We start from the raw sequence: 18,255 nt of genomic DNA, 5'->3' as shown, positions 1-18,255 counted from the left end.
CGTTCACAACCAGTGCTTGTGCTTGAACGCGAGCCACAGACCGATCGAGGTCGCCGCCATCAGGCCGAGCGCCATGGGGTAGCCGAAGGTCCAGTTCAACTCGGGCATGTCCCGGAAGTTCATGCCGTAGATCCCCCCGACCAGCGAGGGTGCGAAGAGGATGGCCGCCCATCCGGAGATCTTCTTGACCTGATCGTTCTGCTCCAGCGAGGTCTCGGTCTGGCGCTGGGTCACGAGGGTCGCGTTCACCGTGAGGGCGTTGTCGAGGATGGCGCGCAACGCCGTGAGCTTCTCGCTCTGGCGCAGCGCGTGGTCGAGGACGTCGCGCAGCGACCGCTGCAGTTCGATGTCGACGCCGTACTTGTCGGCCCCGCGCAGCAGGGCGGCGACCATGTCGCGCAGCGGTTCGACCGCCCGTTGGAAGTGGATGACCTCCCGGGCGAGTTCATAGATGCGCTGCGTGAGGTCTGCGCCGCGCGTGCTGAAGAGCTGGTCCTCGATCTCGTCGACGTCGTTCTGCAGGCCCCGCGCGACCGGGTCGTACTGATCGACGACCTCGTCGAGGATCGCGTACAGCACAGCCTCCGGCCCGCGCGCGAGCAGATCGGGCTGCTTCTCGAGGCGCCGGCGCACGCGCGAGAGATCGGGGACCTCGGCGTGACGCACGGTCACGACGTAGTCGGTGCCGATGAAGACATGCAGCTCACCGAACTCCACCGTCTCGGTCGCATCGATGTAGCGGGCCGGACGCAGCACGGCGAAGAGGTTGTCGCCGTAACGCTCGAGCTTGGCGCGCTGGTGTCCGGCGAGGGCGTCTTCCACGGCAAGCGGGTGCAGCGAGAACTCGGTCGCGACGCGCTCGAGTTCCTCGGGCGACGGCCGCAGCAAACCGATCCACGCCATCCCGCCGTGGGCCTCCATGTACTCGAAGGTCTGGTCGAGGCTCGAAGGGTTCTCGATGCGGTGACCGTCGACGTACACGGCGCTGTCGATGATGGGCATGCTTCCGTTCTACCCCCGTCGGGTGTCCGTCGGGTGACGTCGGCGATGCCCGCCGATCACCTACTGCGTTGGCTGCGGAGCGCCTGAGCCACTCCGACCACGATGAAGAGGACACCCAGCGCGGCCGAGAACGCGTTGTTGGCGACGCTCGCGCCGTTCACGATGTCGACGACCGCGAGGACGATATTGAAAACGCCTGCCGCGACGAACACCAGGGCGACGATGAGGAAGAACTTCGCATGCTTCACACGTGAAAGATAGCGTGCGAAAGGTGACCGGCGCAGCCAGTTACTTCTTCGGGTCGTTCCCCCAGTTCATGAGCGAGTATCGCCAGTCGGTATCGGTGACATCACCCTTCGGGCGCTGCGCACTGTGCCGCTTGACGTAGCCGACGACTTTGCGCATGTGCTTCAAGTCGTCATCGGTCAGATCGGCCTTCTTCTTCTCGAGGATGCGCACGATGTGACGCCCGCTCTCGTGTCCGGTCGACTCCCCGCCGTCCCTCTTCTGCCCGACCGCCTTCGACTCGTCGGTGTCGAGCCATTTCTTCAGCTCGCTCGCGGTCATGTTGACCGCCTCGTCGAAGTCCTCGCGGGTCTGGTCGTCGTCGCTCATGAGGTCATCCTCGCGATCGGTGACGGCGCGAGAGGCCCCCTTGCGCCGCCCGGCCGGCACGTGGCACCGATCAGCCGACGGGTTCACTGAGCGGTTCGTCGGCATCCGGTCCGGGGTTGCGTGCCCCCGACGCACGCCGCGACGCGGCGAGCACCGACCCGATGCTCGCCGCGATGACCAGGGCGATACCGACGATCTCGAGCCACGACAGGTGCTGGCCGAGCAGCGCGAACCCGGCGAGCGACGCGGTCGCCGGCCCCAGACTCATCAGAATCGCGAACGCCGAGGCCGGCAGCCGCCGCAATGAGACCAGCTCGAGCGCATAGGGGATGGTCGACGACAGCAGCGCCACCGCGGCCCCCAGCGCGAGCACATCGGGACGTATCAAGGCGGGTCCTGCCTGCCACACGCCGAGAGGCAGCGCGATGACGGCTCCCACCGCCATGGCCAGGGCGAGGCCGTCGAGCCGCGGGAACTGCCGTCCCACGCGGGCCGACGCGAGGATGTAGAACGCCCAGCTCACCGCCGCCCCCAGGGCGAACACGACGCCGAGGGCGTCGAGGCGGTCCCATCCGCCGGCTCCCAGCGCCACGACGCCGGCGAGGGCGAGGCCGGCCCAGAGCCAGCGCGCGATGCCTGCCGAGGTGAGGATCGACAGTGTCAACGGGCCGAGCACCTCGATCGTGACGGTGACGCCGAGCGGCAAGCGCTCCAGCGCCAGGTAGAACAGGGCGTTCATGGATGCCAGCACGACACCGAATCCGACGACCGAGCGCCACGCGACGCCGGTATGCTCGCGCAGCCGCGGACGCGCGATGACGAGGAGCACGATCGCCGAGAACGCCAACCGCAGCATGACGATGCCGAGAGGCCCGGTCTGCGGGAACAGCATCACCGCGAACGACGCACCGATCTCTTGACAGGCCAGGCCCACCAGAACGAGCGACGCGGCCGAGCCCTGGCCGCCGCGAGCGGTCATCGTCCGGTCACGAGGCGGGCTGCGCGCAGATGGCGTTGCCCACGATGCCGTCGCGCATCTGCTGCGCGGTCCACGGCAGGCCGGCCTCGGGCAGGGTCTGCCCCTGCGCCGCGGGGGCCTTCGACGCGATCGCCGCCAGCTCCCAAGCGAGCCATGCGGACGTCATCTTGTTGCCGCCGGAGTTGTTCAGCACGACGGCGACCGACATCCCCGTCTTCGGATCGGCGAAAGCCGCGACCATGTACCCGGGGGTCCAGCCGTACTGACCGATGAGCGAACCCGCCTGATAGGTCCCTCCCGCGGCGGTGAACCAGGTGGGCTGATCGCCGCCGACCGGCACGGGAGCCGCGAACCGATCGTCGTCGGCCGGCAGCAGCGCACCGGAGGCGAGTGCCTGGGCATAGCGCCCGAGGTCATCGATGTCGGTCACCGCGCCCGACGCGGCCCCGCCGTAGCTCGATGACATCTCCGTGAAGTTCGCCGGATCGGTGCAGTTCCACGCGCCGTCTGCGTTCGGTTGCGACCAGTAGCCCTGCAAAGAGGCGTCGGCCGGGTCGGCGGCCGCGGCAGCGGGCAACGACGTCGCGTCGAGGCCGAGTGGTCCGGCGACGCGCTCCGCGATCAGGTCGCTGAGTGTCTCGCCCGTGGCGTGTTCGACCGCGAGGCCGACCAGCACGTAGTTGGTGGCGGAATCGGCGAAAGCTGCACCCGGCGCGTTCAACCGCGGACCGGCGATGCCGTAAGCGATCAGCTCGCGAGGGTTCCAGACGCGGTCGGGGTTGTTCAGGACCGCGCCCTCGAGGGTCGAGGTGTACGAGAAGAGCCCCGAGGTCCCGTCGCAGAGCTGGCGCAGCGTGATGTCTTCGTACCCGGGGAGGTTGCTGACCCACTTCGTGACGGGATCGCTGAGGGCGACGGTGCCGTCGGCGGCGAGCTCGTACAGCACGTCGCACGTCATGGCGCCCGTCACGTCGGCCGCGCGGAACCCGAGGTCGGCGGTCACTGCGGCCCCGCCGGGTCCCTGCGTGCCGATGCCGGCCACCCACGTGCCGCTCCACGGCGCCCACACCCCGACGATGGCGCCGGTCGAACCCGTCGCCGCCATCGCGGTGGTGACGGCGTCCTGCAGTTCCGCGACGGTCTCGTCGGGCAGGGGCGCGTCGACCTGCGACGGGATGTCGAGAGCCACGGGGCCCTGGGGTGTGCAGCCGCTCAGAACGATGACGAGCGCGCTCGCTCCCGCGATCGCGATGGCCGCGGAACGACGCCATCCCCGCATGTAGTTACCCCCAGCAATCCGCGCGCGGCGAAGCGCCCGCTCCAAGAATTCAAACACACGGCACCTGAGCGAACGGAGGCCTTGCGCTCCGCGACCGTCACGTCTGCATCACGACCGTCACGGTCGGGTCGAGCTCGCGGCGAACTCGCGCGAAATTGGGGGTTAGGCAATCCTAACTCTGTGCGTATGATGTCCGCATGAGCGTCGTCGTCCCGTTCTCCGCCGCCCTGCGGGAGCGCGCCAGCAGCGCCCACTCCACCGACGAGTGCGACGGGTTCATGACCGATCTGCTGACCGGTGCCGGCACGCGCGACGATTACATCGCGCTCATCGCCCAGCAGTGGTTCATCTACGCCGCCCTCGAAGAGGCCGGCATCCGCATGCGCCGCGACCCCGTGGCATCCGTGTTCCTGAGCGACAAGCTCACGCGGCTTCCCGCCCTCGAGGCCGACCTCGCCTTCCTGCTCGGTCCCAACTGGCGCGATGCCATCACGCCGCTGCCGACGACCCAGGCCTACGTCTCGCGCATCCGCCGGGTGGCGGCGACCTGGCCCGGCGGCTTCGTCGCCCACCACTACACGCGCTTTCTCGGCGACCTGTCGGGGGGCCCGTTCATCGGGCGACTCATGCAGCGACGCTTCGGATTCGAGACGAACGGCATCGGCTTCTACCTGTTCGGCGACATCGCCGACCCGAAAGCGTTCAAGAGCGTCTACCGCGAACAGCTCGACACCGCCCCATGGGACGACGACGAGAAGGAGCGCGTGATCGCCGAGGTGCTCGTGGCCTACCGCTTCAACACCGAGCTCTTCGCCGATCTCGCCCGCGCGAAGGCTGCTCAGGTCGCCTGAGCAGCCGCCTGCTGCCGGCCGAGCCAGGCCTGCTTCATGAAGCGGCGCACGTCTTCGTCGACCCGGATGTCACTGGGGCGGAGCGGACGCGAGAGATACAGCCCGTCGAGCGAGGTGAGGCGGCTGAGGGCGACGTAGGTCTGGCCCGGTGCGAAGGCCCCCGCCCCGAGGTCGACCACCGCGCGATCGTACGTCTTGCCCTGCGACTTGTGGATCGTCACGGCCCACGCCAGCCGCAGGGGGAACTGCGTGAACTCCGCGACGATCTCGCGCGAGAGACTCTTGGTGCCCGGATCGTAGGCGTAGCGGTACCTCTCCCACACGGCGGGCTCGACGTCGTGCGCGACGCCGTCGACCTCGACGCGCACGCTGTCGCCGGCGATGCGCGTGACCGTGCCGATGGTGCCGTTGACCCAGCGGGGCGCCTCGCCGAACTGCGCTCCGTCGTTGCGCAGGAACATCACCTGCGCCCCCACCTTCAGCGTGAGCTCCATCTCGGCGGGATAGTTGGCCTCGCCGCGACCGAAGTCTCCGGAGATCTCGGCGGCGGCCGTCTGCGTGCGCCCGACGAGCTCGTCGAGATGGCGACGGTTGATGGTGTTCACCCGATCGTTGCGGGTCGCGAGCGTGATGATCGGATGCTCGCCGTCGGCCGGGTGCGGGGGCGTGCGGGCTCCGGCGGTGTTCAGGATGCCGGCCATCTCGGCCGTGACGCGCCCGTACCGCACCGCGTTCAGCAGCGTCTTGAATCCGGGGTCGGACTGCCGGTGGATCTCGACGAGCTCGTTGACATGCAACTCGGCACCGTGTCGGCCGATGTCGATGAGCCCGTCGCTGGCGGACTCCCCCGACCACACCTTCGCGTCGAAGAACCAGAACGAGCGGTAATGGTCGGCGATGTAGCGCGCCTCGTCACCGCGCGGCGGGACGGGTGCCAGCTGATAGGGGTCGCCGAACATGACGATCTGCGTGCCGCCGAACGGTTCGGAGCGGCGGCCGCGGGCCTGACGGAGCGATCGGTCGATGGCATCCATCAGGTCGGCGTTGACCATCGAGATCTCGTCGATCACGAGCGTGTCGATCGCGTTGAGGATCTTCCGGGTGGCGTCGTTCTGGTCGATGTCGCCGTTCGCGATCAGGCCGATCGGCAGCCGGAACAGCGAGTGGATCGTCTGGCCCTCGACGTTCAGCGCCGCCACCCCGGTCGGCGCGCACACGGCGATCTGCTTCTTCGTGTTCCAGGCCAGGTGCTGCAGCAGCGTCGACTTGCCCGTGCCGGCGCGGCCGGTGACGAAGACGTGCTCGCGGGTGTCCTCGATCAGCCGGAACAGCGCCTGCTGTTCGGCGGAGAGGGGCGGCGTGGTCACCGGCCCATGCTAGTTCGCGCGCGTCCCGTCGGGCGGCGCGCTGTGGACGGCGCCGTGCGCCGGCTCGGTGTGGAGGAGCAGCCAGCGCGCCTCGCCCGACAGCACGTCGTCGACGTGCCGGCGAAATCGCGGGCACTGCGTGATGTCGTGCGCCCGGCAGCGCAGCGCGTGCTCGGTCATCGCGCGCGCCTGGGCGATGTCGGCGGCACGCCGGTCGAGCTCGGCGACGTGCTCCTCGAGCACGCGGTGGCGGTCGGGGGCGCCCTCGTCCAGCAGCACGCGGATCTGTTCCAGTGACAGTCCGGCGGCCTTGTTGCGCAGGATCACCGCGATACGCACGCTGTCGTCGTCGTGGAAGCGGCGCCGGCCCGCGGCATCCCGGTCCGGACGCAGCAGGCCCTCGTCCTCCCAGTACCGCAGCACGTGGGTGTCGAGCCCGAACCGCGCCGCGGCCTCGCCGATGCTCTCCCCGTTCGACGTCATGCGCCGGCCTCCCCGGTCGTAGGCGGCCCGACGGCCGAACCGCCTGAGTCTGCATCGGGCCTCTTGACTTCATGTCGACATGAAGTCACACGATGGATCCGAACGCAACCGGAAGGAGCTCGTCGTGTACGACGCGATCATCGTCGGAGGGGGCCCCGCCGGCCTCCAGGCCGCCCTCACACTGGGGCGCATGCACCGGCACACCCTGCTGCTGGACTCGGGCGCCTACCGCAACGGCACCGTGCGGCACGCCCACAATCTGCTGACCAACGACGGTCGCGACCCCGCCGAGATCCGCCGACGGGGTCGTGCCGAGATCGGCACCTACGAGACCGTCGAGATCCGGGATGCCGCCGCCGAGGCGGTCGTCCGCCGCGACGATGTGCTGTCGGTGGTCGTCGACGACGAGCACCTGCCGACTCGCGCGGTGATCCTCGCGACGGGGGTCATCGACGACCTGCCGCCCATCCCGGGCCTCACCGAGAACTGGGGCGATCGCGTCGCCAACTGCCCCTTCTGCCACGGTCACGAGTTCGCGGACCGTGCGGTCGCGGTGGTCAACGCCACACCGCACGCGGCCGTCCTCTCCCGGATGCTCGAACCGGTGGCATCCGAGGTGCACGTCGTCGACCCGGCGCGCGTGCAGCGCGTCGACCGCACGCCCGACGGACTGCGGCTCACCCTGACCGAGGGCGGGCCGCTCGAGGTCGCGGGCGCCTTCATCGCACCGACCTGGCATGCGAGCGCCCCGTTCGCCGAGCAGCTCGACCTTGCCCGTGGCGAGAGCGGTGCCGTCCGCACCGACGCGTTCGGACGCACCAGCGCACCCGGCGTCTATGCGGTCGGCGACCACGCCCACCCCGAGCACCTGCCCGGGCCAATGTTCTCGCTCGCTGCGGCGATCGCCGCCGGCCAGCTCGCCGCGGTGGCGATCGTTCAGGCGCTCGTCGCCGAGTGAGACGCGACGGCACGCGGCGTCTGTGCAGGCTCCTTTCCTAGACTGGAGGGGTGGACAACGCTGGCGGGGGCCCCGCGACGCCCAGGGGCGTCACCGGTGCGCGCTCTCGCGGGCGGCTCGAGATTCCCGCGGTCATCCTCATAGGCGTGCTGCTGCTGGCCGCGATCGGTGCCGGGGCGGCATCGCTGTACCGGGAGTTCTACAGTCCCCGCGCCTTCGTGATGCACTACCTCGAGCTGTTGCACGATCGCCGCGCGGCCGGAAGCGCTCGCGGTTCCCGGCGTGGCCATCGACTCCGCCGACCTCCAGGCCGCGGGACTCCCGACGACCGCCTCCGAGGCCCTGCTGCGATCCGACGCTCTCGCCCCACTGCAAGACCTCGAGATCGTCGACGAGTCGGTCGACGGCGATGTCACACGTCTCACCGTCTCGTTCACGGCCGGCGGCTACGCGGGCACGACCACGCTGTCGGTGCAGCGCGACGGGTGGGCCGGCCTGCTGCCCCGCTGGCGCTTCGCCCGCAGCCCGCTCGCCGTCATGGACCTGTCGGTGCGGGGCTCAATGCGCTTCTCGGTCAACGGGTTCGAAGTCGACAAGCGCCAGGTGTCGGTCGACCGCGCCGACGCCGACCCCTCCGCCGCGCTCCCCCTGCTGGTGTTCTCGCCCGGCATGTACTCGGTCGCCGTGAACACCGCGATCTCGGCGACCCCGGGGGTCGCGGTGCTCGCCGATGCGCCGCTCGCCGGTGTCCCGGTCAACGTTCAGGCCGAGCCGACCGAGGACTTCATCTCGGTGGTGCAGCAGCGCGTGAACGACTTCCTGTCGGCGTGTGCGGAGCAGAAGGTGCTCCAGCCGACCGGATGCCCCTTCGGCTTCACCGTACGCAACCGCATCGACGGCGAACCCGATTGGTCGATCGTGGAGCAGCCGGTCGTCACCGTCGTGCCCGACGGCACCGGCTGGCGTATCCCCTCGGCGAAGGCCGTCGCACACATCCGCGTCGACATCCGCTCGATCTTCGACGGCAGCGTTCGCACCGTCGACGAAGACGTCGCCTTCCGCGTCGACGGTGAGATCACGGTCCAGCCCGACGGCACGGCCTCGATCCTCGTCGGCGGCGAGACCGACTGAAGGCGCTCAGCCCCGACCGCGCGCGGCGAGGCGGGCGTCGCGGGCAGCCAGACGGGCCAGTTCCTCGTTGTACGCGTCGAGCTCGAGGTCACCGACGCGGTCCACGTGTCGATCGCGACGCTTCTGCTGCCGCTCGTCGCTCCGGCTCCACTGGATCGCCACGGTGATCGCCAGGATGAGTGTGGGAATCTCCCCCACCGACCACGCCACGCCCCCGCCGACGTACTGGTCCTGCAGGGGCGTGGCCCCCCAGGTGCGCCCCATGGCCCCGAACCACTCGGCGACCATCAGGCCGGAGTTCATCATGATCGCGATGCCGAAGAAAGCGTGCATCGCCATGATCGCGATGAGCACGAGCAGGCGCATCGGGTAGGGCAACCGATATGGAACGGGATCGATGCCGACCAGGCTCAACACGAAGAGATACCCCGTGATGAGGAAGTGGGCGACCATCCAGATGTGACCGACGTGGTCGTACAGCGACCAGCGGAACAGGTCGGTGTAGTAGAACGCCCACAGCGATCCGATGAACAGCCCGGCCGCGACGTAGGGGTTGGTGAGAACCTTCGCGATCGGATTGTGCACGGCCCAGAGGATCCACTCGCGTCCCCCGCGCGTGCCGTCCTCGCGCTTGCGGATGGCGCGCGCCGCGAGCGTCACCGGCGCGCCGGTGACCAGCAGCAACGGGATGGCCATCGACAGCAGCATGTGCCCGATCATGTGCATGCTGAAGAGGTAGTCCTGGTAGACGTTGATCGGCCCCGAGGTGACCCAGAACACCCCCAGCAGTCCCAGGGTCCACAGCACCGTGCGGTGGATCGGCCACGCGTCGCCGCGGCGCCGGAGGCGCCAGACGCCGGCGAGATAGAAGAAGAGCGCGAACGCGACGATGAGCGTCCACAAGAGGTCGACGTCCCAGGCGGTGAACCATCGGCCGACGGTCAGCTCGGGCGGCAGCGGCGCACCGGTGAGAACCTCGGCCGGCGTCAAACCGACGAGGGGCGCCTCGACCGGTGGCGGCGTGCGGGCGAGCGCGGCGGCGGCCCCGCTCGCCACCCCCATGAAGACCAGCTCGAGCGTGATGACGCCCCAGAACCGTCGCGAGCCGGGTTCGTCGGACATCCGCGAGATGAGTCGCCGCCGGTACCAGGCGCCCAGGACGCCCATGGCGACCAAGGCCGCCGCCTTGACCAGCACGAGGGTGCCATAGGCGGACCAGAGGTTCTGCAGGCCGAGCAGACCGATCGATGCGCGCACCGTTCCCGATACCGCCACCACGATGAAGGCCACGAGCGCGATCGACGAGTACCGCAGCAGCACCGTCTGCAGCTGAGCGCGCGACATCGCCGGTCGCAGGACGACCAGCAGGACGAGACCTCCGAGCCACACCGCGGCCGCGATGATGTGCAGCACGAGCGAGGTCACCGCTGCGTTGTGGCTGGCTTCGTCGCCGGCGTGACCCTGCGTGCCCATCGGGATGAGCGCCGCGAGGGCGAGGATCGCCACGATCAGGGTCGGGATCCACGAACGCACCGCGAACGTGAGTACGGTGAGCACGGCACCGGCGATCGTGGTGATGAGCCAGGCCGGGCCCACGGAGCTCTCGACGAGGAAGCGTCCGAGCTGCTGACCGAACACGGCGTCGAGCGTGGGCTTGGCGTTGAGGACGTTGAGGAACGTCATGTACCCGGTCGTCGCGGCCGAGAGGGTGAAGACCGCCGCACCGATGGAGGCGGTGTCGAGCGCGATCTCGAACGGGCGCTCGCCGGCGGGAAGGGCGAACAGTGCGAGCACGAGGGAGCCGACCATCGTCGCCGCCGAGAGGTTGACGATCAGCGTCGCGATCGGCAGGCCCCAGCGCACGACGGGGCCGGGGTCGGCGAGCTGCACCTCGGCGGCGCCGCCGCCGTACGCGAGGCCCACGACGACGGCGATCAGCGAGACCGCGACCAGGATGACGGGTCCCGCGACGCGGAGCAGTCGGGGATTCACCCATCCAGACTACGTCGCGTCAGGACGGCGAAGGGGGGATGCCGATGGCATCCCCCCTTCGATCATTCGAGGTCGTCTTACTTGACGGCGGCCTTCAGCTTCGAGCCCGCGGTGACCTTGACGCGCTTGCCGGCGGGGATGGAGATCTCCTCGCCGGTCTGGGGGTTACGGCCCGTGCGAGCCGACGTGGCGACCTGCTCGAAGGCGATCCAACCGGGGATCGAAACCTTGCTGCCCTTGGCGACCGCCTCGGAGACGGTGGAGAAGAGGGAGTCGAGCACGCCCGACACGGCGGACTGGCTCTGGCCGGTCGCGCTGGCGATGCTCGCGACGAGCTCGGTCTTGGTGATGGACTTGTCGGCCATGTGGTGTGTCCTCCAGGCGGCGGCGAGCGCCGCCTCTCGTTACTCGGACGAGGAGGATTCCTCCTCGGTGGTCGGGAGACCGCCTCGACAGTATCAACCGCACCGCGGAATTACGCGGATTTTGACGGATTTCACTCCTTTCCACCCGGCGTGTCGCGGCGAACGGACGATTCGCGGGGCGGAAGGGGCGAACGCCACGGTGGTGCAGCTCGCGCCGCGCCGAGCGCGTGGAAGGAGGCTCGGGTGCCGAGAGACGCAGGATGGGGTGAATCGCCACGGGGTTGCGGGTGACACTGACTGTGAACCACCTGCGCGCTTTCCCCGCTCCGGCGTTCACCCGTCTTTATGTAGGACGGCGAGAAGTACGATGCACGAAGAAGTGGCGAGATCGTGGCCTCGAAGGGAACGTCTCACGATGAGCCTGGGAGGGGGTACGAATGCCGACGTCGCAATCGTCCGTCGAAGCACGGTCGCTCCTCCGCGCCGCATCCATCGTGACGGCGACGCGGCTGGTGCCGGGCCACGGCAACCCCGATCGACGGCATCTCGTGCTGCTCGCCGAGACGGAGCCGTTCGATCCCCCGCGCGCCTGGACCGACGAGAGTGCGCGAGCCCTGGCCGCCCTCTTCGCCGCCCGCGCGCGACGCGACGCGCTCGGTCTCGGTTCCGCTCTGATCTCGCGCTACTTCGATGCCGCGCGACTCACCCGCCCGGCGACCATCTCGATGGCGACGCGCTCGCTCCTGTACTCCAGCGTCGGCGAGTACGCGTGCGCCCTCGGATGGCCGCAGGTCGGGGCACGCTTCGGCGACGAGGCCCTCTTGTTCGCCGACTCTGACGAGTTGCGGTTCTACGCGCTGGCCGTCGGAGCCATGGGTCACGCCTTGAACGGCGAGTACGAGTCGGCCGCGGCCGGCATGGCGAGCGCTTCGGAACTCTCACACGCCTACGACTGGCGAGACGCCATCGGCCCGTCCTACCTGCTGCTCCTGGCCGACTCGCTCGTGTCGTCGGCGCGCATGGATCACGATCGCCTGACGCGCGTCGCCGAAGAGCTCGCCGCTCTCGACCCCGACGACCCCTACCTCGACTACTCGGCACGCGCGATCGCGGTCATGTGTCAGCTGATCCGCGGCGAGTACGCCGATGGCATCGCCGGGAGCTGGCAGCTGCTGCACGGGAGCCAACGTCACACCAGTCAGCGGATGATTCGCGACTTCCTCGCGTGCATCCGATCCGACATGCTGATCGCTCAGGGGCAGTACACCGAAGCGCTGCTCAGCCTGACCACGTCGCAGAACCCCGAAGGACACGGGATCTGTTTCTCGATGCAACGCTCGGCGAGCCTGCTGCTGCTCGGTCGAGAACGCGACCTCCTCGCCGAGACGGAGGGGTGCGTGGCCTCCGAGGCCGATCACTGCCTCCGCACGTTGACGCCCGTGCTGCTGCAGCGGGCCATTGCCTTCGATCGTCTCGGCTACGAGCGCCGCGCTCATCAGAGCATGGAATCGGCGCTGCTGCTGATCGCTCGCACGGGCAACTCGATGACGCCGTTCATCATGCTCCCGCCGCAGGAGTGCGCGAACCTGGTCGAGAAGGCCGTCAGGGCGCACCCCGAACTCACCACGACCGCCAATTTCATCTACGCCGCCCTCGACAGGGTGGGCGCTCCGGTGGCGCTCACCCCCACGGCCGTCGAACTGCCCGGCTTCACCCCGACCGAACGCGCACTGGCAGATGCGCTCCTGAGCCCGCTGAGCCTGGCCGACATCGCGCGCGAGCGGGGAGTGTCGCCGAACACGATCAAGAGCCAGGTGCGCTCCATCTACCTCAAGCTCGGCGTCAGCGGACGTTCCGAAGCCGTCGAGGCCCTGCGCCCCCTGCTGGAGTGACGAAGCGGGGCGAGAACGCCGAAGGGCGGGAGCTCCTCACGGAACCCCCGCCCTTCGTACGGGTGTCTGGTGCTTACCAGGACGACTTGGTCACACCGGGCAGCTCGCCACGGTGGGCCATGTCACGGAAGCGGACGCGCGAGACGCCGAACTTCGTGAGGACGCCACGGGGACGGCCGTCGATGACGTCGCGGCTGCGCACGCGCGCGGGAGAGGCGTTGCGGGGGAGCTTCTGCAGACCCACGCGGGCGGCCTCGCGGGCCTCGTCAGTCGCGTTGGGGTCGACCAGGGTCTTCTTCAGCTCGGCGCGCTTCGCGGCGTAGCGCTCGACGACGACCTTGCGCTGCTCGTTGCGCGCGATCTTGCTCTTCTTGGCCATGTGCTTAGCGCTCCTCTCGGAAGTCGACGTGCTTGCGGACCACAGGGTCGTACTTCTTGAGCACGATGCGGTCGGGGTTGTTGCGGCGGTTCTTGCGCGTCACGTAGGTGTACCCCGTGCCGGCGGTCGAGCGCAGCTTGATGATCGGACGAACGTCCTGAGCCTTCTTCGCCATTACAGCTTCACGCCCTTCGCCTGCAGGTCACGGACGACGGACTCGATGCCGCGAGCGTCGATGACCTTGATGCCCTTCGCCGAGACGTTGAGCTTGATGTTGCGACCCAGCGACGGAACGAAGTAGGTCTTCTTCTGCACGTTCGGGTCGAAGCGGCGCTTCGTCCGGCGGTGCGAGTGCGAGATGTTGTGACCGAAGCCGGGAACCGCTCCAGTCACCTGGCACACTGCTGCCATGGTGATGTCTCCTTCTGTACCGTGACACCGGACGGTGCCACCCAAGATCCCTTGTCTGCACACCCCCCGCCCGAACGCAGCGCGAAGCCGGTGCCAGAAGGAGGGGTACGAGCTGAGCGCTGGAGTGCGCGCAGTCAAGGAGTCAGTCTAGCACGGACGGCGTGTCGCCTTGACGAGCGGCCGCCTCCGCGGCTCCGCGCCCCCAGCGGAACGCCGACACCGTGGTATCCCCCTCGATCCAGAAGCGCCACGGGAAAGCGTCCGTTCCCGCCAGCCCCGCGACGCCGACCCGCGGCCCGGAGGCGATGCGGGCGGGAGGTTCCGTCGGTAGCAGCAGGTGCGCTCGCGCACCGGCGCGCTCCGCGCCGGTCACCGCATCGATGCCGTCGTGCACGGGATGCCGCAGACCCACGGCGTCGCCGAGCCGACCCGGCCCTCGCGCCAGGTCGCGGGGCGATCGCACGGCCCCGCGGCGCTCGAGCCGACGCCGCTCGGCGACATCGGCGCCCTCCACGACCTCGCCCGCACGCAGCAGCACACCGCCGGCCACGCCGTCGGGCCCGCACACGACGTTGACGCACGAGTGGATGCCGTGGCTCAGGTACACGTAGAGGTGTCCGGGTTCGCCCCACATGGTGGCGTTGCGCGCGGTCGGTCCCATGCGGGCGTGCGAGCCCGGGTCGGGCAGGGCTCCCGTGCCCCGCCCGTGGTACGCCTCGACCTCGGTGAGCCGCACGACCACGCGCTCGCCCTGCACCACCGTCTCGAGCAGCGCGCCCAGCAGCGACGGCGCGACCTCGACGGGCAGCGCCGACAGGTCGTCCCGCGTCGCGGATCGGGTCATTGCGGCGGGACCTGGCACCACGACAGGTCGAAGCCCTGCAGCGCGGCCAGTTCCTGCCCCGTGTCGACCTCGATCAGATGGGTGAGCAGCCGCTCGGGCAGCGGCAGCTGGTACCGGTCGAACGGGTTGTCGACGGCGCGGGGCGCCACGAGGACCGCGGCGTAGCGGCCGCTCGGCGAGACGCAGGTCTGCAGCACCGTGTCGGATCCCGGCACGCTGAGGATCGGTCGCACGGCACCCGACGTGTCGACGTGGGCGACCGTGGTGGAGCGTGAGACGCCGTCGGCGCTGATGTCGGCGAACGAGCGAATGGTGCCCGCACCCGTGCCCGGGACCGGGGTCGCCCGCCCGGGCAGGCCCGGTGGATCGACCGGCTGCACGAGCGACTGCTCCGACCCGTCCGTGAGATTGATCTCCCGGATGCCGTCGGCCCGCTCCACGATCGCCACCGACGATCCGCGGGCGATGCCGTCGATCGACACCGCATTGCCCAACGGCGCGGCATTGCCACCCTGCGCGTCGGTGAGCAGGAGCCGCGAGTCGAAGGTGAGCACGAGCATGCTGTCGGTGTCGGGAACGAACCGCCAGTCGGCGATACGGACGTCGCCGCCGTTCAGACCCACCTCGACGGGGGCCGAGTCGTCGGCGGCCGAGGCGGTGAAGAGTCGGCTCTCGCGTCCTCCGGCGGCGCTGAGGTCGGCGTCCGAGAAGGTGAAGCCGATGCGTTCGCCGCGGTCGGCCGACTGGAGATTCGTCACGAACCCGGGACCGGGGAGGGGGATGTCGTGCGGGTTCTTGCCGTCGGGGTCGGTCACGATGACGCGCGCCGTATCGCCGTCGCGCACCGAGATGACGAGGTGGTTCGCCGTCGCGCGGAAGTCTTCGATGTGCTCGTGCACGAAGACGGGCAGCCCCGCCTGGCCCTGCAGATCGGTGCGGAAGATCGTGTCGCCCTCGGGCGTGCCCCGCTGCATCAGGTAGGCCTGCAACGGCGGCGTCCGGAAGGTCTCGGTGAGCGTCGCGGCGGGCCCCGCCCCGAGGCCGCTGACACCGTCGATCGTGATGCGGTAATCGGTGTCGTCGCGAAGCGGCAGGGTGAAACGCACGCCGACGCTGCGACCGGAGGTGTCGACGGTGAACGGCGTCGCGGGGTCGACAGACACCTGCGACGGGTCGACCGTCTGCAGCGACTGCGTCGTGGTCAGAATGACCCGCGAGCCGGATGCCGCGACGGCCGCCTGCGGGTCGACCTGCACGTCGGTGACGCGGGGCCCCTGCGCAACCGCGACGACACCGCCGACGCCGCCCACGAGCACCAGCGCGAGCAGCACGGCCCCGAACGCCAGCAGGAAGCCGCGCCCACGTCGACGGCGGGCGCGGACGCGGCGGGTCTCCCCGCCGCCGCGCCGGGTCTCAGTACTCATAGGGGTCCGCCGGCTCGTCGATCGCCGCGACCTGGTCGGCGTGCACCTCGAGCTTGCCGTCGCCACTGGAGCGCACCGTGCCCGTGACCGTGACCCATTGCCCCGTGGCCGGCGCGGTGCCGGGCGCGGCGATCGGCAGGCGGGCCGTCTGCGCGTCGATGACGCAGTGCGTGATCACCAGGCGCGTGAGGTCGAAGCTCGCCCCGTCGGCGCCCGCGGTGATGAAACCGGTGAGCGTGACCGGCTTGCCGTCGAACGTCTCAGGGTTGGTGGCGTGGGCGAACACCGCCGACCAGTCGCCGACGCCGAATTTCGAGGTATCGCCCGAGGCGGCCAGGGTGACGACATCGGACCCCGCGAACAGCGGCGGCGCCCCCACGTCGCGCGAGACGGCGAGCTCGGTCGAGAGCGAGGCCGCGGGGGTGAGCAGCACCGCGATCACCGTGCCCGAGGCGAGCAGGCCACCCGTGAAGGCGGCGATTCCCGCGGGCGTCAGACGCGGGCGCGCGGCGAGGTGGTCGTGCGCGGCGTGGTCGTGGTCGTCGGCGGGGTCGGAGTGCGCATGGTCGGCGTGCGCGAAGGCCTCGCGGCGGGCCGAGGCGGCCGCGGGGGCATGGCCGTGCTCGTGGTCGTGGCCATGATCGGCCTCGGCCCCCAGCGGCAGGGCGAACGAGGCGATGGCGCCGATCAGGGCGACGAACGACATCCCCACGGCGAACCACGCCGAGTCGGGGTTGATGTACAGCGCCATGCGACCGGTGACCCACAGCGTGATCGTCGTGATCGACAGACACGCGGTGAGGCCGACACCGAGCCAACGCGTGGCGAGGGCGCCCGATCTAGACAAGGAGGTTCACCACCGTTCCGAGCGCGAAGGCGAACAGCACGACGACCACCGTCATGCCGACGAGGACGCGGGTGCTGAAGGTCGTGCGCAGCAACGCGATCATCTTGAGGTCGACGATCGGACCCACGACGAGGAAGGCGACGATCGATCCAGGTGTGAAGGTCGAGGCGAATGACAGCGCGAAGAAGGCGTCGACGTTCGAACACAGCGACACCACGACGGCCAGCAGCATCATCGCCGCGACCGAGAGGGCCGGGTCGGAGCCGATGGCCAGCAGGGCGCTTCGCGGGATCAGCACCTGAACCGCCCCCGCCAGCAGCGAGCCGATGACGAGCGCGGGCATGACCGAGCGCAGCTCGACGATGAACTGTGCGAGCGAGCGGCGCCCGCGGTCGCCGCGCTCCTGCACGACGATCTCGCACGTCTCGAGGAAGCGCTCGGTCAGGAGCTTGTCGGGATCAGGATGCCGGCTGTAGAGCCACCCGATGAGGTTGGCGACGAGGTACCCGCCGATGAGACGGGCGACCAGGATGCCGTCGCTGAAGCCGAACGCGGCGTGCGTGGAGATGATGACGATCGGGTTGACGATCGGCGCCGCCACGAGGAACGTCAGAGTGTCGGAGACTCCGAAGCCGCGCATGAGCAGACCCCGCGCGAAGGGGACGTTGCCGCACTCGCAGACCGGGATGAACATGCCCAGCAGCGACAGCACCGCCCGGCGCGCCCAGGGAGCCCGCGGCATCCACCGTTCGATGGCGCCCGGCGGCACCCACACCTGCACGATGATCGACAGCAGCACGCCGAGGACGACGAAGGGCAGTGACTCGATGAGCACGCTGAGAGCGAGCGTCAGCCCGTCTTGCGCCCGCGTGGGCAAGGGGGCGGCGAAGAACGTGGGTGCGTACGCGTCGATGAGGAACAGCACCGTCACCACCACGGCACCCAGGCCGAGCGCGACGAGGGTGCGAGGTGCGCCGGTGCGCGAGGGCGTCGACGACGCCGCGATGCGACTACTCGTCGCCACGCTCACGGGCGCGCGCGCGAGCACAATCGGTGCAGATACCGAAGATGTCGACCACATGCTCGGCTTCGGAGAAACCGTGCTGGGCGGCCGTGCGCTGCGCCCATTCCTCGACGTCGGTGGCGGCGATCTCGACGGCCACTCCGCAGGAACGGCAGATCAGATGGTGGTGGTGCCCTCGCGTCTCGCAGGCGCGGAAGAGATTCTCACCGTCGGGGCTCTGCAGCGAGTCGGCGTCGCCCTTGGCGGCCAGGCCCGCGAGCGTGCGATACACGGTCGCCAGGCCGATTCCGGTGTTCTCGTCGCGCAGCGTGGCGTGCAGCGCCTGCGCACTGACGAAGCCGCCCGCACCGGACAGGGCTTCGCGCACGCGTTCTCGCTGCCACGTGTTGCGCTGGACCATGCCCGAGATTCT

21 protein-coding genes are annotated in these 18,255 nt (G+C 69.6%); 4 read left to right on the top strand and 17 right to left on the bottom strand.

Annotated features, from left to right (window positions below; genetic code table 11):
* Positions 1–3: 3 nt before the first annotated feature.
* From corA to QE412_RS13345, 5 genes are all read right to left on the bottom strand, one after another.
* Positions 4–1,002, bottom strand: a complete 999-nt coding sequence (corA, locus tag QE412_RS13365) for a magnesium/cobalt transporter CorA (RefSeq protein WP_307484636.1) — start codon at positions 1,000–1,002, stop codon at positions 4–6.
* Between the two features lie 56 nt (positions 1,003–1,058).
* Positions 1,059–1,250: a hypothetical protein gene (locus tag QE412_RS13360; RefSeq protein ID WP_307484633.1), complete on the bottom strand. Its 192-nt coding sequence runs from the start codon at positions 1,248–1,250 to the stop codon at positions 1,059–1,061.
* Between the two features lie 40 nt (positions 1,251–1,290).
* Positions 1,291–1,617: a DUF3140 domain-containing protein gene (locus QE412_RS13355; protein ID WP_307484630.1), complete on the bottom strand. Its 327-nt coding sequence runs from the start codon at positions 1,615–1,617 to the stop codon at positions 1,291–1,293.
* 70 nt (positions 1,618–1,687) lie between these two features.
* Positions 1,688–2,596: an EamA family transporter gene (locus tag QE412_RS13350; protein ID WP_307484628.1), complete on the bottom strand. Its 909-nt coding sequence runs from the start codon at positions 2,594–2,596 to the stop codon at positions 1,688–1,690.
* 7 nt (positions 2,597–2,603) lie between these two features.
* Positions 2,604–3,875, bottom strand: a complete 1,272-nt coding sequence (locus QE412_RS13345) for a serine hydrolase domain-containing protein (RefSeq protein ID WP_307484624.1) — start codon at positions 3,873–3,875, stop codon at positions 2,604–2,606.
* A 197-nt stretch (positions 3,876–4,072) separates the two neighbouring features.
* Here QE412_RS13345 and QE412_RS13340 point away from each other — a divergent pair, with 197 nt between their 5' ends.
* Positions 4,073–4,726 carry a biliverdin-producing heme oxygenase gene (locus tag QE412_RS13340; protein ID WP_307484621.1) on the top strand — a complete coding sequence of 218 codons (654 nt, stop codon included), beginning with the start codon at positions 4,073–4,075 and terminating at the stop codon, positions 4,724–4,726.
* Here QE412_RS13340 and QE412_RS13335 read toward each other — a convergent pair.
* Entirely contained in the window at positions 4,714–6,093 is a 1,380-nt protein-coding gene (locus QE412_RS13335; RefSeq protein WP_307484618.1) for an ATP-dependent DNA helicase, read from the bottom strand. The genes QE412_RS13340 and QE412_RS13335 overlap by 13 nt on opposite strands.
* 9 nt (positions 6,094–6,102) lie before the next feature.
* On the bottom strand, positions 6,103–6,576 hold the full coding sequence (locus QE412_RS13330; protein WP_307484615.1) for a MerR family transcriptional regulator: 474 nt from the start codon (positions 6,574–6,576) through the stop codon (positions 6,103–6,105).
* 79 nt (positions 6,577–6,655) lie between these two features.
* Here QE412_RS13330 and QE412_RS13325 point away from each other — a divergent pair, with 79 nt between their 5' ends.
* Both QE412_RS13325 and QE412_RS13320 read left to right on the top strand, forming a co-directional pair.
* Complete coding sequence (locus tag QE412_RS13325) at positions 6,656–7,534, top strand: NAD(P)/FAD-dependent oxidoreductase (RefSeq protein ID WP_307484612.1); 879 nt, start codon at positions 6,656–6,658, stop codon at positions 7,532–7,534.
* A 282-nt stretch (positions 7,535–7,816) separates the two neighbouring features.
* The gene (locus tag QE412_RS13320) at positions 7,817–8,665 is read left to right on the top strand and encodes a hypothetical protein (RefSeq protein ID WP_307484609.1); all 849 of its coding nucleotides are present in this window, start codon (positions 7,817–7,819) and stop codon (positions 8,663–8,665) included.
* A gap of 6 nt (positions 8,666–8,671) precedes the next feature.
* Here the strand turns inward: QE412_RS13320 and QE412_RS13315 are convergent, their stop codons facing one another.
* Together QE412_RS13315 and QE412_RS13310 are read right to left on the bottom strand one after the other, a co-directional pair.
* Entirely contained in the window at positions 8,672–10,657 is a 1,986-nt protein-coding gene (locus QE412_RS13315) for a cytochrome c oxidase assembly protein (protein WP_307484606.1), read from the bottom strand.
* Positions 10,658–10,734: 77 nt separating this feature from the next.
* Positions 10,735–11,022, bottom strand: coding sequence for an HU family DNA-binding protein (locus QE412_RS13310; protein ID WP_013584778.1), 288 nt, complete (start codon positions 11,020–11,022; stop codon positions 10,735–10,737).
* Positions 11,023–11,459: 437 nt separating this feature from the next.
* Between QE412_RS13310 and QE412_RS13305 the strand changes: the two genes are divergently transcribed.
* Positions 11,460–12,914 carry a helix-turn-helix transcriptional regulator gene (locus tag QE412_RS13305; RefSeq protein ID WP_307484603.1) on the top strand — a complete coding sequence of 485 codons (1,455 nt, stop codon included), beginning with the start codon at positions 11,460–11,462 and terminating at the stop codon, positions 12,912–12,914.
* A 73-nt stretch (positions 12,915–12,987) separates the two neighbouring features.
* Here QE412_RS13305 and rpsN read toward each other — a convergent pair whose 3' ends face one another.
* From rpsN to QE412_RS13265, 8 genes are all read right to left on the bottom strand, one after another.
* Entirely contained in the window at positions 12,988–13,293 is a 306-nt protein-coding gene (rpsN, locus tag QE412_RS13300) for a 30S ribosomal protein S14 (protein ID WP_022878196.1), read from the bottom strand.
* 4 nt (positions 13,294–13,297) lie between these two features.
* Complete coding sequence (rpmG, locus tag QE412_RS13295) at positions 13,298–13,468, bottom strand: 50S ribosomal protein L33 (RefSeq protein ID WP_013584775.1); 171 nt, start codon at positions 13,466–13,468, stop codon at positions 13,298–13,300.
* A complete protein-coding gene (gene rpmB / locus QE412_RS13290) occupies positions 13,468–13,704 on the bottom strand; it encodes a 50S ribosomal protein L28 (protein WP_055832508.1) in 237 nt (78 codons plus the stop codon). Before rpmB ends, rpmG begins: the two co-directional genes overlap by 1 nt.
* 142 nt (positions 13,705–13,846) lie before the next feature.
* Complete coding sequence (locus QE412_RS13285) at positions 13,847–14,548, bottom strand: DNA-3-methyladenine glycosylase (protein ID WP_307484600.1); 702 nt, start codon at positions 14,546–14,548, stop codon at positions 13,847–13,849.
* Entirely contained in the window at positions 14,545–15,972 is a 1,428-nt protein-coding gene (locus QE412_RS13280) for a hypothetical protein (protein ID WP_307484596.1), read from the bottom strand. Before QE412_RS13280 ends, QE412_RS13285 begins: the two co-directional genes overlap by 4 nt.
* Positions 15,962–16,819 (bottom strand): TIGR03943 family putative permease subunit, encoded by an 858-nt coding sequence (locus QE412_RS13275; protein WP_307484593.1) that lies wholly within the window; start codon positions 16,817–16,819, stop codon positions 15,962–15,964. The genes QE412_RS13280 and QE412_RS13275 overlap by 11 nt, the downstream gene beginning before the upstream one ends.
* Positions 16,812–17,849, bottom strand: coding sequence for a permease (locus QE412_RS13270; protein ID WP_307484590.1), 1,038 nt, complete (start codon positions 17,847–17,849; stop codon positions 16,812–16,814). The genes QE412_RS13275 and QE412_RS13270 overlap by 8 nt, the downstream gene beginning before the upstream one ends.
* Positions 17,830–18,243 carry a Fur family transcriptional regulator gene (locus QE412_RS13265; protein ID WP_307484588.1) on the bottom strand — a complete coding sequence of 138 codons (414 nt, stop codon included), beginning with the start codon at positions 18,241–18,243 and terminating at the stop codon, positions 17,830–17,832. The genes QE412_RS13270 and QE412_RS13265 overlap by 20 nt, the downstream gene beginning before the upstream one ends.
* Positions 18,244–18,255: the final 12 nt, after the last annotated feature.

It is taken from the genome of Microbacterium trichothecenolyticum, assembly GCF_030818955.1.
Lineage (GTDB): Bacteria > Actinomycetota > Actinomycetes > Actinomycetales > Microbacteriaceae > Microbacterium > Microbacterium trichothecenolyticum_B.
Note: the sequence above shows the minus strand (reverse complement) of the source record. Positions and strands in the feature narration are given on the sequence as shown.